Source organism: Xanthobacter sp. 126 (assembly GCF_000526175.1).
Taxonomy (GTDB): domain Bacteria; phylum Pseudomonadota; class Alphaproteobacteria; order Rhizobiales; family Xanthobacteraceae; genus Xanthobacter; species Xanthobacter aminoxidans.
Genome location: NZ_JAFO01000001.1, coordinates 5,141,985 through 5,158,017 on the forward strand (window position 1 = coordinate 5,141,985; position 16,033 = coordinate 5,158,017).

The 16,033-nt window shown below is 68.7% G+C and carries 14 protein-coding genes; 5 read left to right on the forward strand and 9 right to left on the reverse strand.

The genetic code is table 11. The annotated features are described in order from the left end of the window. Positions 1–33: 33 nt before the first annotated feature. Positions 34–717: a Fe2+-dependent dioxygenase gene (locus tag XAN126_RS0124300; protein WP_024281150.1), complete on the forward strand. Its 684-nt coding sequence runs from the start codon at positions 34–36 to the stop codon at positions 715–717. Positions 718–855: 138 nt separating this feature from the next. Here XAN126_RS0124300 and XAN126_RS0124305 read toward each other — a convergent pair whose 3' ends face one another. The 6 genes from XAN126_RS0124305 to XAN126_RS0124330 form a co-directional block, all read right to left on the reverse strand. After that, entirely contained in the window at positions 856–1,299 is a 444-nt protein-coding gene (locus XAN126_RS0124305) for an SRPBCC family protein (RefSeq protein ID WP_024281151.1), read from the reverse strand. Positions 1,300–1,394: 95 nt separating this feature from the next. Continuing rightward, complete coding sequence (gene paoC / locus XAN126_RS0124310; RefSeq protein WP_024281152.1) at positions 1,395–3,608, reverse strand: aldehyde oxidoreductase molybdenum-binding subunit PaoC; 2,214 nt, start codon at positions 3,606–3,608, stop codon at positions 1,395–1,397. Between the two features lie 3 nt (positions 3,609–3,611). Beyond that, complete coding sequence (locus XAN126_RS0124315) at positions 3,612–4,562, reverse strand: xanthine dehydrogenase family protein subunit M (protein ID WP_024281153.1); 951 nt, start codon at positions 4,560–4,562, stop codon at positions 3,612–3,614. Next, positions 4,559–5,203: an aldehyde dehydrogenase iron-sulfur subunit PaoA gene (gene paoA, locus XAN126_RS0124320; protein WP_024281154.1), complete on the reverse strand. Its 645-nt coding sequence runs from the start codon at positions 5,201–5,203 to the stop codon at positions 4,559–4,561. The genes XAN126_RS0124315 and paoA overlap by 4 nt, the downstream gene beginning before the upstream one ends. A gap of 280 nt (positions 5,204–5,483) precedes the next feature. Then, the gene (locus XAN126_RS0124325) at positions 5,484–7,091 is read right to left on the reverse strand and encodes a DHA2 family efflux MFS transporter permease subunit (protein ID WP_024281155.1); all 1,608 of its coding nucleotides are present in this window, start codon (positions 7,089–7,091) and stop codon (positions 5,484–5,486) included. 21 nt (positions 7,092–7,112) lie between these two features. Next, complete coding sequence (locus XAN126_RS0124330; protein ID WP_024281156.1) at positions 7,113–8,375, reverse strand: HlyD family secretion protein; 1,263 nt, start codon at positions 8,373–8,375, stop codon at positions 7,113–7,115. 144 nt (positions 8,376–8,519) lie between these two features. Here XAN126_RS0124330 and XAN126_RS0124335 point away from each other — a divergent pair, with 144 nt between their 5' ends. Both XAN126_RS0124335 and XAN126_RS0124340 read left to right on the forward strand, forming a co-directional pair. Further along, positions 8,520–9,203 (forward strand): TetR/AcrR family transcriptional regulator, encoded by a 684-nt coding sequence (locus XAN126_RS0124335; protein WP_024281157.1) that lies wholly within the window; start codon positions 8,520–8,522, stop codon positions 9,201–9,203. A gap of 90 nt (positions 9,204–9,293) precedes the next feature. After that, positions 9,294–9,923: a hypothetical protein gene (locus XAN126_RS0124340; RefSeq protein ID WP_024281158.1), complete on the forward strand. Its 630-nt coding sequence runs from the start codon at positions 9,294–9,296 to the stop codon at positions 9,921–9,923. 35 nt (positions 9,924–9,958) lie between these two features. On the opposite strand, the gene lldD is transcribed toward XAN126_RS0124340, so the two are convergent. The 3 genes from lldD to XAN126_RS0124355 all read right to left on the reverse strand — a co-directional run bounded on the left by lldD (position 9,959) and on the right by XAN126_RS0124355 (position 12,946). Beyond that, positions 9,959–11,134 (reverse strand): FMN-dependent L-lactate dehydrogenase LldD, encoded by a 1,176-nt coding sequence (gene lldD / locus XAN126_RS0124345; protein ID WP_024281159.1) that lies wholly within the window; start codon positions 11,132–11,134, stop codon positions 9,959–9,961. Next, complete coding sequence (locus XAN126_RS0124350; protein ID WP_024281160.1) at positions 11,131–11,889, reverse strand: FCD domain-containing protein; 759 nt, start codon at positions 11,887–11,889, stop codon at positions 11,131–11,133. Before XAN126_RS0124350 ends, lldD begins: the two co-directional genes overlap by 4 nt. A 133-nt stretch (positions 11,890–12,022) precedes the next feature. Beyond that, positions 12,023–12,946 (reverse strand): cation transporter, encoded by a 924-nt coding sequence (locus tag XAN126_RS0124355; RefSeq protein WP_024281161.1) that lies wholly within the window; start codon positions 12,944–12,946, stop codon positions 12,023–12,025. A 300-nt stretch (positions 12,947–13,246) separates the two neighbouring features. On the opposite strand from XAN126_RS0124355, the gene XAN126_RS0124360 reads away from it, so the two are divergent. Beyond that, complete coding sequence (locus tag XAN126_RS0124360) at positions 13,247–14,674, forward strand: aldehyde dehydrogenase family protein (protein ID WP_024281162.1); 1,428 nt, start codon at positions 13,247–13,249, stop codon at positions 14,672–14,674. A gap of 77 nt (positions 14,675–14,751) precedes the next feature. Next, positions 14,752–15,999 carry an ABC transporter substrate-binding protein gene (locus tag XAN126_RS0124365; RefSeq protein WP_038225389.1) on the forward strand — a complete coding sequence of 416 codons (1,248 nt, stop codon included), beginning with the start codon at positions 14,752–14,754 and terminating at the stop codon, positions 15,997–15,999. Positions 16,000–16,033 lie beyond the last annotated feature (34 nt).

The window sequence follows — 16,033 nt, forward strand, 5'->3', positions numbered from 1 at the left end:
GCCGGGCCGCCGCTCCCCGTTTTTGGATGCGCGATGCTCGTTGAAATCCCGAACCTGCTCGATGCGGCCGAAGTCGCCCATTGCCGCCGCGTGCTGGAGGGCTCGCCCTGGGTGGACGGCCGCGTGACGGCCGGCGCGCAGGCGGCGAAGTCCAAGCAGAATTTGCAGATTCCGGTGGAGTCGGCCGAGGCGCAGGAGCTGGGCGACCTCATCCTGAGGGCGCTGGGCCGCAACGGGATTTTCAACTCGGCGGCCATGCCGCTCCATGTGCTGCCGCCCATGTTCAACCGCTACGACGTGGGCATGAAGTTCGGCGCCCATGTGGATGGCGCCATCCGGGCCATCCCCGGCGCCCGGCGGCGGATGCGGGCGGATGTCTCCACCACCGTCTTCCTCACCGATCCCGCCGACTATGATGGCGGCGAACTCCTCATCGAGGACAGTTACGGCGTCCACGAGGTGAAGCTGCCCGCCGGCCATGCGGTGGTCTATCCCGCCAGCAGCCTGCACAGCGTGCGCGAGATCACCCGCGGCAGCCGCTGGGGCTCCTTCTTCTGGACCCAGTCCATGATCCCGGACGATGGCCGCCGCGCGCTGCTCTACGACCTCGACCTCGCCATCATGGCCGTGCGCAGCCGCCTGCCGGACGACGAGCCGGCGGTGCTCCAGCTCACCAATGTCTACCACAACCTGCTCCGGAGCTGGGCGCAGATGTGATCGAAAGCCCGCGCGGCGTTTGAGCGAAGGCAACGGGGAAGCCCGCGCGGCGCCTGAGCGAAGGCAGCGGGAAAGCCCCCCGCGCAGCGTTTGAGCGTCCCGCCATGCGGCGCCGGTCGGAGACCGGGGACGCCCGCGCTACTGGTTGATCTCGGGCTCCACCAGCCGCGCCAGATTGCGCAGGGAGTCCTGCCAGCCGAGATAGCAGGCCTCGACGGGAATGACGTCCGGGATGCCGGTCTGGGTGATCTCCACCTCGGTGCCCATGGCGACCTTCTTCAGCACGATGGTCACGTCGATATCGCCGGGCAGGGCGGGCGTGTCGAAGCGGTCGGTGTAGCGCACACGTTCGCCGGAGACCAACTCGTGAAACTCCCCGCCGAAGGCATCGCTGTGGCCGGTGGTGAAGTTGCGGAACGACATGCGGAAGGTGCCGCCCACCACGGCGTCGAGATGATGCACCGTGCAGGTGAAGCCGTTGGGCGGCAGCCACTTGGCGAGGGCATCGGCCTCGATGAAGGCGCGATAGACCTTCTCCGGGCTGGTGGTGAGGATGCGATGCAGGCGAACGGTGCCGGGCATGTCTCTTCTCCCTGTCAGAGGCGGCGGCGCCGCCCGTCACCCCAAAAGGACGAACGGCGCGCGACGCACCCGACACCCGCGCGCCGTTTTCCCGCTCACCCCACCTCAGGCAGGCGGTGGATGTATTTGTCGAGGGTGATGGGATAGTCCCGCACCCGCACCCCCGTCGCGTTGTAGAGCGCGTTGGCCACCGCCGCGCCCACCCCGCACAGGCCCAGCTCGCCCACGCCCTTCGCCTTCATGGGCGAGGATGTGGGATCGGCCTCGTCGAGGAAGATCACCTCCTGGTGCGGGATGTCCGCATGCACCGGCACCTCGTAGCCGGCGAGGTCGTGGTTGACGAAGAAGCCGTGGCGCGTGTCCACCGCCAGCTCCTCGAACAGCGCGGCGCCCACCCCCATGGTCATGGCGCCGATCACCTGGCTGCGGGCAGTCTTGGGGTTGAGGATGCGCCCGGCGGCGCACACCGCCAGCATGCGGCGCACCCGCGCCTCGCCCGTGGCCGCATCCACCGCCATTTCCACGAAATGGCCGGCGAAGGTGGATTGCTGGTAGCGCTTGCCGAGGTCGCCATATTCGATGGTGTCCTCGGCCGTCAGCCCGTCCGCTCCCGCCGCCTCGGCCAGCGGCACGGCCCGGTTGCCGGCGCGCACCTCGCCATCGGCGAACACGGCTTCCTGCGAATTGAAGCCGAGGGTGCGGGCCACCTCCTCGCGCAGCTTCATGCAGGCGGCGTAGACGCCGGAGGTGGCGTTGTTGGCGCCCCACTGGCCGCCCGAGCCGCAGGAGGCCGGCAGATCCGAATCTCCCAGCACCACGCGCACCTTGTCGAGCCCCACGCCCATCATCTCCGCCGCCGTCTGGGCGAGGATGGTGTAGCTGCCGGTGCCGATGTCGGTCATGGCGGTTTCCACCGTCACCCGGCCCTCGCCGTCGAGCCGCACCCGCGCGCCGGACTTCATGAGCAGGTTGTTGCGGAAGCCCACCGCCATGCCCATGCCAATCAGTTGGTCACCGTCGCGCACCTGCCCGGGCTTGGGATTGCGCCGGCTCCAGCCGAACCGCTCCGCGCCGAGGCGGAGGCACGCGACCAGCTGGCGCTGGGAGAAGGGGCGGTCGGGGTTTTCGGGATCGCGCTCGGTGTCGTTGAGGACGCGGAACTCCACCGGGTCGAGGCTCAGCTTCTCCGCCATCTCGTCCATGGCGATTTCCAGCGCCATCAGGCCCGGCGCCTCGCCAGGGGCGCGCATGGCGTTGCCCTCGGGCAGATGGAGGGTGGCGAGCCGCATGGCGGTGAGGCGATGGGCGCCGGCATAGAGCAGGCGTGTCTGGTTCACCGCCGTCTCCAGCCCGCCGCCGGGCAGGTCGCCGGACCAGCTCTCATGGCCGATGGCGGTGATGCGCCCGTCCCGCCCCGCGCCGATGCGGATGCGCTGGATGGTGGCGGGGCGGTGGGTGGTGTTGTTGGCCACGAGGTGGCGATGCAGCGCCACCTTCACCGGCCGCCGCGCCGCCCGCGCGCCCAGCGCCGCGAGCAGCGCATCCGCCCGGACGAACAATTTGCCGCCGAAGCCGCCGCCGATATAGGGCGAGATCATCCGCACCCTGTCCTTGGGCAGGCCGAGCATTTTCGCCAGATCGCTCCGGCCCCATTCGATCATCTGGTTGGAGGTCCACACCGTCAGCCGGTCGCCGTCCCAGGCGGCGGTGGAGGCGTATGGCTCCATCATGGCGTGGGTCTGGTCGGGGGTGGAATATGTGGCGTCGAGGCGCACGGGGGCGGCGGCGAAGGCGCCGTGGAAGTCGCCCACCGCCGTATCGGCCGGCCCGCCCATGCCGTCGCCCTTCTCAGGTCTAACGGCGCCGTCCATGGCCTTGGCGAGGTCGAAGGCGCCGGCGGCGGGGGCATAATCCACCTTCACCAGCGCGGCCGCGGCGCGGGCCTGCTCGAACGTATCGGCCACCACCAAAGCCACCGCCTGGTGATAGTGCTCCACCTCGGGACCTGCGAGGAGCAACGCCGTATTGTTGTTGCCCTTCTTCAGCGGCCCGGCATTGGCGGCCGTGACCACGGCGACGACGCCCGGCGCCCCCTCCGCCGTCGACGTGTCGAGCGCGGTGATGCGGCCCCTGGCGATGGTCGCGCCCACCACGAAGCCGTGGGCGGCATTGGGGGCCACGTCGTGCCGCTCATAGGCATAGGGCGCGGTGCCGGTGGTCTTCAATGGCCCGTCGATGCGGGAGACGGGTTGGCCGATGATCTTCAGCTGGTCGATGGGATTGTCGGCGGCGGGTGTCTCGAACTTCATGGCTCAATTCCTCCCGTCCGCGAGCACGGCACCGAGGGTGCGCTCCACGAGCGTCACCTTGAACGCATTGTCTGGCGTGGGCTTCGCGCCGGCGAGCAGACGCTCGGTCACGGCCTTGGCGCCGCGCGGCAGCTCGGCCTCCGCCTCTTCCACCCGCCACGGCTTGTGCGCCACGCCGCCCAGCGCGATGCGCCCGGTGCCATCCTCCTGGATCACCGCTGCGACGGAGACGAGGGCGAAGGCGTAGGAGGCGCGGTCGCGCACCTTGCGATAGACCTGCCGCCCGCCCACCGGCTTCGGCAAGGTGACGGCGGTGATGAGTTCACCGGGCTCCAGCACGGTCTCCATATGGGGGGTGTCGCCGGGCAGACGATGGAAGTCCGCCATGGCGATCCGCCGCGTGGCGCCGGTGGGCTGCACGGTCTCCACCACCGCGTCGAGGGCACGCATGGCCACCGCCATGTCGCTCGGATGGGTGGCGATGCAGGCCTCGCTCCCGCCGATGATGGCGAGCTGGCGCGAATAGCCGCCGAGCGCCGCGCAGCCGCTCCCGGGCGCGCGCTTGTTGCAGGCCTGCGCGGGGTCGTAGAAGTAGGGGCAGCGCGTGCGCTGGAGCAGGTTTCCGGCGGTGGTCGCCTTGTTGCGCAATTGCGCGGAGGCGCCGGCCAGCAGGGCGCGGGAGAGCACCGGATAGTCCCGCCGCACCCGTGCGCCGGCGGCAAGATCGGTGTTGCGCACCAGCGCGCCGATGCGCAGGCCGCCGTCCTCGCTCGCCTCGATCTTGTCGAGGCCGAGACCGTTCACGTCGATGAGGTGGGCCGGCGTCTCGATCTGCAACTTCATGAGGTCGAGGAGATTGGTGCCGCCGGCGATGAAGCGGGCGCCGGGGGTCGCTGCCGCCGCGCCCGCCGCAGCGGCCGGCGTCAGGGCGCGCTCGTAGGTGAAGGGCTTCATGCGCGCCTCCCCGCCACCTCGACGATGGCCTCCACGATGTTGGAATAGGCGCCGCAGCGGCAGATGTTGCCGCTCATGCGCTCGCGGATTTCCGCCTCGGTGAGTTCGACCGGTGTGGTGAGGTCGCCGGTGACGTGGCTGGGAATGTCGGCCTTCACCTCGGCGAGCACCGCCACCGCCGAGCAGATCTGCCCCGGCGTGCAATAGCCGCACTGGTAGCCGTCATGCGCCACGAAGGCCGCCTGCATGGGGTGGAGCTGGTCGGGCGTGCCCAGCCCCTCGATGGTGGTGACGCTCTGGCCCTCGTGCATGAGCGCGAGCGACAGGCAGGAATTGATCCGCCGTCCGTCCACGATCACCGTGCAGGCGCCGCACTGGCCGTGGTCGCAGCCCTTCTTGGTGCCGGTGAGGTGGAAGGTCTCGCGCAAGAGGTCGAGGAGCGTGGTGCGGGTGTCCACCTCCACTTCGCGGATGACCCCGTTGACCGTGAGGGAGACGCTCGCGTGGCTGGCGCCGGCCCCGGCCGGCAGCGGCATGGGCTGGGCCTCGGCGCCGCCGGGAAGGGAGGAGGCGACCGCCGTGGCGGCCCCGGCGAGGATCATGTCGCGCCGGTTGATATCGAGATCGCGGGTGCTCGCCATGGGTGCCTGATCCTCCTTCGGATGGGTGCCTGTGGCTGATGGAATCGGGTGCGGAGCGGCGCGAGCGCGGCCGTTGCCGTCAGGATGCGCATGGATTGGGACGGCCTGCCAGACGACGCCAGCCGAACCGGCGTCCAACGCCGGTTCGAACGTTCGGTTCCGCACTGCGGGATCACGGAACCGTCAGGTCGTCGCGGGCAGCGAGGGCCGGGCCTCGTCCGGCCACGTTGAGGGCAGGCCATGACGGTGGTGACGATTGCGCCTGCGGCGCCGGAACCTCTCAGTGACCCCCGCCGCCTCCGGCGCCGGGCTTGGGGCGCTTCATCAGAGGCGCGGCGATCACCAGAGCGACGAACAGGAAGGTGAGCAGGTAAAAGACATCCGAGAAGGCCATCACCAGCGCCTGCTGGCGCACGATCGCCGCCATCTGCTTCAGCGCCGCCGCCGAGGCATCGGAACCGAGCTTCGCGAAGCCGGCAGTGATGGTGTCGAGCCGTTCCACGGCCGCCGCGCTCGCCCAGTCCACACGCTCGTGCAGGCGGGCGAGATGCAGGTCCCAGCGGTTGTTCAGCACCGTGTTGATGAGCGCGAGCCCCACCGCGCCGCCGAGGTTGCGCATGAGGTTGAACAGGCCGGAGGCGTTCTTCATCTGCGCCGGCGGCATGGTGCCGAGCGAGATGTTGTTGATGGGGATCATCGCGATCATCAGCCCCACGCCGCGCAGGATCTGCGGGATGAACAGCTCCCAGAAATCCCAGTCCTTGGTGATGTAGGTCACCCACCAGGTGCCGACGGCAAACGCGGCGAAGCCGGCCCCCATCATGATGCGCGGGTCGATCTTGGTCATCAGCCGCCCGGCGATGGGCGCGGTGAGGAACATGGCGACGCCGGTGACGAACATGGTCTCGCCGATCATCAGCGCCGAGTAGCCGCGCACCCGGCCGAGGAAGACGGGATAGAGATAGGTGAGCCCGTAGAGCCCGATGCCCATGATGAAGCTGAAGGCCGAGCCGATGGTGAAATTGCGGTTCTCGAACGCGCGCAGGTCCACCACCGGATGATCGGTGGAGAAGACGCGAGCGAAGAAGGCGAGGGACGACACGGCGCACACGATGGCGAAGGCGACGATGTACTGGTCCTCGAACCAGTCGTTGGTCGGCCCCTCCTCCAGCACGAATTCGAGGCTGCCGAGGAAGCCCGCCATGAAGATGAGGCCCCACCAGTCGAACTTGTCGAGCAGCGCGAAATCCGGCTCGTCGAAGTCGATCAGCGTCACCGCCGCCAGCACCACGAACATGCCGGGAATGACGTTGATGAGGAACAGCCAGTGCCAGGAGAACAGGTCCGTGAGATAGCCGCCCACCGTCGGGCCGATGGTGGGCGCCAGCGTCGCCACGAGGCCGATCATGGGCGCCACGATGGGCTGCTTCTCGCGCGGGAACACCGTGTAGGCGGCGGCGAAGACGGTGGGGATCATGCCGCCGCCGAGGAAGCCCTGCAGCGCGCGGTAGACGATCATCTCGTTGATGGAGGAGGCGGTCGCGCACATGAAGCTCATGAGCGTGAAGCCCGCCGCCGAGGCCGCGAACAGCCAGCGCGTGGACAGCGCCCGCGACAGGAAGCCCGACAGCGGGATCATCACCACCTCAGCGATGAGGTAGGCCGTCTGCACCCAGGAAATTTCATCCGACGAGGCCGCGAGGCCCGCCTGGATCTCCGATAGGGAGGCGGAGACGATCTGGATGTCCAGGATCGCCATGAACATGCCGAACACCATGCACAGGAAGGCGAACATGCGCCGCCCGTCCACATGCGCGGCGGGGGCGGCAGGAGGCGCGGCAGAGGGAGCGCCCGCTGCGGATGGCTTCAGTGTCAGGGTGTCGGCCATGGCCGCGCCTCCTGTCCGGGCTCAGGACGCGGGCGAAGGGGTGGGCGCGGCGGCCGTGGAGGTGGCGGGGGTGGACTTGGTGTCAACCGTCGCCGTCACCGACATGCCGGGGCGCAGCTCGTGCTTGGCCAGCACCCTGGGATCGATGGCGATGCGCACGGGAATGCGCTGCACGATCTTGGTGAAGTTGCCGGTGGCGTTCTCCGGCGGCAGCAGGCTGAACACCGAGCCCGAGGCCGGCGACACGCTCACCACCTTGCCGGCGAACTCATGGTCCGGATAGGCGTCCACATAGACATCCACGCTCTGGCCGGGCTTCAGGCGGCCGAGCTGGGTCTCCTTGAAGTTGGCGTCCACATAGACGCCCTCCAGCGGCACCACGGCGACGAGGCGCGTGCCGGTCTGCACCAGCTGGCCCACCTGCGCGGCGCGGTTGCCGACCACCCCGTCGATTGGGGCGCGCACGATGGTGAAGTCGAGGTCGCGCTTCGCCTGGTCGCGGGCGGTCTTCAGCTCGTCGAGCACATGCGACGCCTCGGTGCGCTGGGCGGCGAGCACCACCACCTGCGCCTGCGCGGAGGCGATGGCGGCCTTGGCGGCCTCCACGCTGGCGGCGGTCTTGTCCTTGTCGGCGCGGGCATTGTCGACGGTGGAGCGGCTGGCGAAGTCGGAGCGGGCGAGCTTGTCCTGCCGGTCGAATTCCGCCTGCGCGCGCTTCTGGTCGGCCTCGGCCGAGGCGAGCTGCGCCTTCATCTGATCGACGGTGGCGTGGGCCGCCGTCTCCTGCTGGTCGAACCGCAGGAGGGTGGCCTGCTGGGTGGCGATCTTGTTCTCCGCCGCCTGGAGGGCGAGGCGATAGTCGCCGTCATCGATGCGGGCGATCACGTCGCCGGCCTTGACCCACTGGTTGGTGTCCACGTCCACGCTCTTCACATAGCCGCCGACCTTGGCCGCGATGACGGAGGTGTCGGCCGCCACATAAGCGTCGTCCGTCGACACCTGGAAGCGGCCCACCTGCCACCAGTTGAGGCCATACCAGCCGCCGGCCACCGCGAGGACGGCCAGGACCGTGCCGAAGATGAAGGGCTTGCGCGAGCGCGGCTTCGAAGGGTCCTTGGCGGGTCCCGGAACCTCCGCTTCCACCGCAGGCGCGGCGGGATGGGTCTCCTCCCGCCGCGCCTTGAGCACGGTCACGCCAGCCGAGGGGGTTTCGGGCTGCGCATCCGGCTGCGGTGCGGGTGCAAGAGCGGGCGACGCCGCTTCTTTCTTGATGATCTGAGCCACCTTGGTCTCTCCCGGCCAGCTGGGGCCTGACTGAACGGTTTAGTCAAAATCTGCAGCCATCATATTGAACTGAACGGTTTAGTCAATTACTTTGACAAAATGTTGGAACGGTCCCATGCAGGAACCCGCCGAAGGAGGGCGGACATGAACGAGGCACTCGAACGCGCCAAGGAGCGCGCCACGGACGGGAACGCCCCCTCTCCCGCCGAGCAGGATATGGAGGCCAAGAAGCGCCTCGACATCATCGACGGCGCGCGCCGCGTGTTCTTCCACAAGGGCTTCGACGGCGCCAGCATGGACGAGATCGCCCGCGCGGCGTCCGTGTCCAAGGCGACGATCTACGTCTATTTCCAGAGCAAGGCGGACCTGTTCCGCGCTCTGGTGGAGGCTGACCGCCGGCAATCGGCGGAACGCCTCTTCGAATTCGACGAGGCCGACGCCGACGCCGAGACCCTGCTGACGCGCATCGGCGTGTCCTTCATGAGCATGATGATCCGCCCGAACCACATCCGTCTCGTCCGCATGGTGTTCGGTGTGGCGGAGAAGTTCCCGGCCATCGGCCAGACTTTCTTCGAGACCGGCCCCTGCTACGGCGGCCGCCGTCTCGCCGAGCTTCTGCGGCGGCAGGTCGAACTCGGCCAGCTCGACGTGGACGACTGCCAGGCGGCCGCATTCGAATTCTTCAACCTGTGCCAGGGCAATCAGGTGAAGGCGCTGATGTTCGGCCTGTCCGACGCGCCGACGCAGGAGGACATCGAGCGCACGGTCGCCCGCGCCGTCCGGGTGTTCCTCGCCGCCTACGGGCTGAAGGAGAAGCCCACCGGCTGAAGCCCTCGCATTCGCCGGGCGTTTCGGGTGGGCCTGACCGGCTTCCGGCCGTATCCCTTGGCCATCGCGTCCCCTGCGCGGGAGAACCGATTGTCCGCGACGCACCGCCAGAACCGGGTGACGCCCCTCGGCATGTTCGAGGCGGTGCCCGCGCGCGGCCTGTTCATGGGCAACCGGGGCAATCTGCGCCGGCGGGACGGCACGCAGAAGATCTGGCACGCGCGCGGCTGGGTGTGCTGCGTCACATCCTTCCGGGGCCGGCGGATCGATCTTGATGATCCGCGCCGCTACACGCCGCTCTTCTTCATGGACGAGGCGGTGGCGCTGGCCGCCGGTCATCGGCCCTGCGGCGAATGCCGGCACGCGGATTATCAGGCGTTCAAGCAGGCGTGGCGCCGGGCCTTCGCCCTTCCCGAGGATGCGCCCCTGCGCGCTGGCGACATGGACAAGGCGCTGCATAAGGCCCGCATCGCGCGCGGCCATCAGGTGACGCACGTCGCCGCCCTGCGCGATCTGCCTGCCGGCACCTTCGTGGCGCTGGACGAGCGGCCGGGCGAGGCCTTCCTCGTGGACGCGGGCGCGCTCCACCGCTGGAGCCACGCCGGCTACGGCGCGCCTGCTTCAGTCGCATCCGGCACGGTCGTGACCGTGCTCACACCCCGGCCCACGGTGGCGGTGCTGCGGGCCGGCTATGCGCCGCGGATGGCGGCGCGGGGATGAGCGGCACCGCGAGGTGCCAAACCGCCCTGCCCCCCTCACTCCGCCGCGGCGGAGATGTTCTTCAGCGGCTGCTCCACCTCGCGCACGAGGCTTTCGCTGGAGATTTCCGAGAGGTTGCGCGCGCCGGTGAGCGTCATGGCCACCCGCATCTCCTTGGCGAAGAGATCGATGAGGTTTTCCACGCCCTTCTGGCCGTCGGTCGCCAGCGCATAGACGAAGGCGCGGCCCAGCAGCACGCCGTCCGCCCCCTGCGCCACCATGCGCACCACGTCGAGGCCGGAGCGGATGCCGGAATCGGCGAGGATGGCGAGGCTCCCCTTCACCTTGTCGGCGATGGGCGGCAGCGCGCGGGCCGAGGAGAGCACGCCGTCGAGCTGCCGGCCGCCATGGTTCGACACCACGATGCCGTCGGCGCCGAAGCGCACCGCGTCCTCGGCGTCCTCGGGATCGAGGATGCCCTTGATGACCATCGGCCCCTTCCAGAACTCGCGGATCCATTCGAGGTCGCGCCAGCCGATGGAGGGATCGAAATTGGCGCCGAGCCAACCGACATAATCCTCCAGCGTGGTCTTGTTGCCGCGATAGGCGGAGACGTTGCCGAGATCGTGCGGCGTACCCATCAGGCCCACGTCATAGGCCCAGAAGGGATGCAGCGCGGCCTGCACCATGCGGCGCACGGCGGCATTGGGGCCGGACATGCCGGAATGGGCATCGCGATAGCGCGCGCCGGGCACCGGCATGTCCACGGTGAAGACCAGCGTGCGGATGCCCGCCGCCCAGGCGCGCTCCAGCGCGTTCTTCATGAAGCCGCGGTCCTTGAGCACATAGAGCTGGAACCAGAAGGGCTTCTCCACCTTGGCGCGCACTTCCTCGATGGGGCACACCGAGACGGTGGAGAGGGTGAACTGGATGCCCTTGTCGAGCGCGGCCTTGGCCGCCTGCACCTCGCCACGGCGGGCGAACATCCCGCACAGGCCGACCGGGGCCAGCGCCATGGGCATGGCGAGCTTTTCGCCGAGCAGCGTCGTGGACAGGTCCACCTCGCCCACGCTCTTCAGCACGCGCTGGCGCAGGGCGAGCTGGGTGAGGTCGGAGACGTTGCGGCCCAGCGTCACTTCCGCATAGGCGCCGCCGTCGATGTAGTGGAACAGGAAGGGCGGCAGGCGCCGGCGGGCGGCTTCGCGATAGTCCGAGGCGGAGGAGATGATCACGGCGTCAGTTCTTTCTCTTGCTGGTTCTGGCGTTGGGCGACGCGGGACGAGCGACGGCGGCGCGCCGCGTCGTCCTCGATCTCCCGCAGGGTTTCCTCGACGAATTCGAGATGCAGCAGCGCGGCCTTGCGCGCCTCTTCGGGCCGCCCCGCGATGATGGCGGCGGCGATGGCGCGGTGCTGGTCGTCCAGCGCCTGCGCGGTGCTCGCGATGAGGTACAGCTTTTCCAGGCTGCGGGAGATGGAGTGGCGCAGCAGGTCGAACAGCCCCGCCATCACCTGCCGCATCACCGCATTGTGGGAGGCTTCCGCCACCGCCATGTGGAAGGCGGAATCGGCTTTCGCCTGCGTGGCCGCATCGGTGGCGCCGGCGGAGATGACATGCTCCAGCGCCGCCTGAAGGTTGGCCTTGTCCTGCGGGCCGGCGCGCAGGGCGGCGTGGAAGGCCATGTCCGCGTCCAGCGACTTGCGGATTTCCATGACGTCGTGCCAGTAGCCCGGCTCCCCCGCCGCCTCGGCCGCCAGCGGACCGAGCGCCTGCGCCAGCGGCGCATCGGCCGGCGCGGCCACATAGGTGCCCCCACCCCTGCGGCTCACCAGCCGGCCGCGACTCGCAAGATGCCGGATGGCCTCGCGCAGCGTGGGCCGCGACACGTTCAGCTCCGCCGCCAGCGCCCGCTCGGCCGGCAGGCGCGCGCCGGGCTGAAGGCCGCGTTCGGCGATGAGGGCTTCGATGGTGTCGGTCAGGTCGGCCAAGGGGCGGCTCCCATGCGGCATCGGGATATTGGTCAGTCCAATATCGCCATATGGCGCGGGAAAACTCTATGAACGGAGTGACGCCATGCCGCAAGTAGAAAATTGGCCTGACCAATTTACGGGCGCAACAGGCTCAGTCCGCCCATTCCGGATCGGTGGTGAAGGCGATGGTCAGCCAGCGGTCGGGCGTGTCGTTGCCGATGGCGGCGCCGATCTCGTCGCGGATCACGTCCCACTGCTCCAGCCGCATGGCCGGCCAGCCTTGGGGCACGATGAAGTAGAGCTCGATCTGCCGCCCCCGCCCGACCCGCGCGACATAGGAGCGGAAGGAGAGGAAGCCGTAGCGCGCCACGACGGCGGCGGCCACCGCATCCACATGCTCCTTCAGCGCAGGCGGGGTCACGAGCAGAATGTCCGCCAGCGCCTGCTTCACCGTGGCGAACGGCAGGGGGATGATGACGAGGCAGACCACCGCCAGCGCCACCGGATCGATATAGGGCGAGATCCACGCGCGCGGCGTGCCCTGCACCGCGAGGCCGACGAGGAACGCCACGAGCAGCGCGAAGGTGAGCCCGGCCGACATCAGCCACGCCTTGGCGTCGAGCGCGAGGAAATCGGAGCGGATCGTCCGGTTCGCCCGCCGCACGAACAGCGCCATGAACAGCGCCACCGCGACCGTGATGACCGCGTAGAGGATGGCCTGGTCGAAATCGAGCGCCCGGCCGCCCGACATGAGGCTGCCCACGGCATTGATGAGCGCATAGACCGACGCGCTCATGAGCAGGATGCCGTTAAGCCCCAGCACCATGGGCTCCAGGTGCCAGAACCCCATGGTGAAATGCGCGACGAGCCCCTTGGCCGAGGCCCCCGGCGCGGTGGAGGTCGCAATCAGCCGCGCCACCACGAGGGCGAGCACCGTCATGCTGGCGTCGGTGAGGGCGTAGACGCCATCGAACACGATGGCATAGGAGCCCGACAGCAGGCCGAACACGATGCCCAGCAGCGCCAGCAGCAGGGTCACGCCGATGGATATGCGCAGCACCCCCGGCTCGGTCATCCCCGCCCCTCCCCGCCCTCGTTCGGGACACAGACTATCCCGCGCCGGCCCCGGCTTGAAATCGCCGCGTTGAGGCGGGAAGCCGCGTGCAGGACGGGCCTCGGCAACGACAGCGGCGGGTCAGGACGACCCCACCACCTTCGTCTCCCTCACCTCGCTCGGGGCGCGCCGGCAGGGCATCGCTTTTCCTTATATGCGGATTGGAAAACGGTATTATTCCTCCATATCCGGCCTTCCTAGAGTGACCATCGACTTTGCGCCAACCCAGCCTCGGGGCGGCTCGCCAAACATGCAAAAGCGATGCTCACATTCCCGAACGATGCCAAGCTTCTGATCTGCGGACAGCTGACCGACGGGGCGGACCATGTTCCGATCCTCGACAAGTTCAGCACCAAACCCTGCGGCGTGGTCCACATCCCCTCGCGGGCACAGGTGCGCGAGACCGTGGTGCGCATGCACCGCGCCCATCTTGCCGACAGGCTCTCCCCCTATGAGCGCGGCCAGATTCTGGAGCGGGCGGCCGGCGAGGTCGCGGCGCGCGCGGAGCACCTCATCGACATGCTCCAGCGCGAGGCGGGGTTTACCCGCTCCGACGCTCTCGGAGAAATCAACCGCACCGTCGACACGCTGAAGCTCTCCGCCATCGAGGCTCGCCTTCTCACCGGGGATGTGGTGCCTTTTGGCGGCGCGCCCGGCCAGAAGAACCGCTTCGGTCTCACCATCCGCGTGCCGGTGGGCATCGCCTGCGCCATCACGCCGTTCAATGCGCCGCTGAACACGGTGGCGCACAAGGTGGGCCCTGCGCTCGCAGGCGGCAATGCCATCATCATCAAGCCGTCGCTGCACACCCCCTCGCCCTCCAATTTCCTGGCCGAGGCGCTGATCGCCGCGGGCCTGCCCCCGGACCTGATCGCGGTGCTGCATGGCGGGGGTGAGGTCGTGCGCTGGATCGCCGAGGAGCCGCTGGTCAGTTTCTTCGCCTTCACCGGCAGCACCGAGGTCGGCGGCATCATCCAGGGCTACGCGGGCCTGAGGCGGACCCAGATGGAGCTGGGCTCCATCGCCTGCACTTATATCGGCGATGACGCGAACCTCGACGCCGCCTTGCCGAAGGTCGTCGCCGCCGCCTATCGCAAGGCCGGACAGGTGTGCACCTCCATCCAGCTTCTCATGGTGCATCAGGCGCGCCTTGCGGAGGTGGGAGAACGCCTGCGTCCGCTCGTCGAGGCCATCGCCTATGGCGATCCGCGCGATCCGAAGACCGGCGTGGGTCCCGTCATCAGCCTCGAGTCCGCCGAGCGCATCGAACGCTGGATTGCCGAGGCGGAAGCCGCGGGCGCGCGCCGGCTCGTGGGCGGCCCCCGCCGAGGCGCGGTCGTGCCCCCCACCCTGCTCGAAGGGGTTTCCGCGTCCACGCCCCTCGGGTGCCGGGAGGTGTTTGGCCCGGTGATGTCGCTGGTGCCCGTCAGATCCCTGGACGACGCCATCGCCCGCATCAATTCCACCCCCTACGGCCTCGCCGCGGGCCTGTTCACCAACCGCATCGACGACGCGGTGAAGGCGGCATTCGCGCTCAGGGTGGGCAACGTCTTCATCAACGAGACATCCAGCTCGCGGGTGGACCTCATGCCCTATGGCGGCTCGAAGGACAGCGGCTTCGGTCGGGAGGGACCGCGCCACGCGGTGCGCGAGATGACCGAGGAGCGCCTCGTCAGCTGGACCGTGTGAGCCCGCAGAAGCAACTCAGGGCCGGGAAGAGAAAACAAAGAAAAATGAACACCGTTATGCGGTGAAGGGAGGACGACATGAAGAAGACGCCTTTGAACGGTTGGAAATCATCTCTTGCGGTGACGCGCCGTCGTGCGCTCGCGGTCGGCGGAGGGCTGCTCATGCTGGCCGCCGCCGGCAGTGCACGCGCGGATGACGGAGCGGTGAAGATCGGCATCATCACGCCCAAACAGGGGCCGAGCGCGGCCATCGGCCTGCACATGGCCCGGGGCGCGGAGCTCGCTGTGGCACTGGAGGGGGGGAAGGTCCTCGGCCGGCCGGTGGAGACCGTCTGGCTCGACGAGGCAAGCCCGCAGATCTCCCAGCAGAACATGCAGCGCATGGCCGACGAATATAAGGTCGCCGGCGTCGTGGGCGGCAATTCCAGCGCCGCGGTTCTGGCCATGATGAGCGTCGCCCAGCGCGAGAAGGTGCCGCTCATCGCCGCGGGCGCCGCCGCGCGCGAGATCACCGGCGCCAATTGCAACCGCTATACGTTCCGCACCCAGGCGCCGGCGCTGGTGCAGCTGAAAAGCGTGTTCGGCGACCTGAAGGGCAAGAAGATCTACTTCATGACGCCGTCCTACGCCTTCGGCCAGGACGTGCTGCGCTCGGCCCGCTCCCTGCTCCAGGAAGCCGGCGCCACCGAGGTCGGCAACGACGAGGTGCCGGTCAATACTGCGGACTACAGCTCCTACATCCTGAAGATCCGGCAGGCGAAGCCGGACGTGGTGGTGGGTGCGCTGGTCGGCCTCGACCTGTCCAACTTCATGAAGCAGTGGAACGAGCTGGGCATGAAGGGGCGCATCCCGATCTACGAGGTCGCGGTCAGCGACACCGACTTCTGGGATATCGGCGCCACCGCCGCCACCGGCACCCATGTGAAGCCCTGGTATTACAACGACCCCAAGAACAGCGAGCGCGAGAAGGCCTTCACCAAGGCGTACATCGAGAAGTACGGCCAGCCGCCCTCCGACAAGGCGTGGTCGGGCTGGGTCGCCATGCGCGCCCTGCTGGAATCCATCGACAAGGCGAAGTCCACGAGCCCGCAGGCGGTCGTGGCGGCGCTCGAGACCTGGCAGGCGAAGGACGGCGTCGTCCCCTACGGATTCCGGGCCTTCGACCACCAGCTGGTGCGCCCCGCCGTGGTGGTGCGGCTGAAGGACAAGATCACCGACAAGTGGGACTACATGGACGTGGTGCGCTGGACCTCCGACACCGCGGACACGACCGAGAAGGCCTTCGGCACGAAGGCCGAGATCGGCTGCACCATGGACCCGTCCTAGGCCCTGACCGAACAACAAGCTGACCAGAACGGGA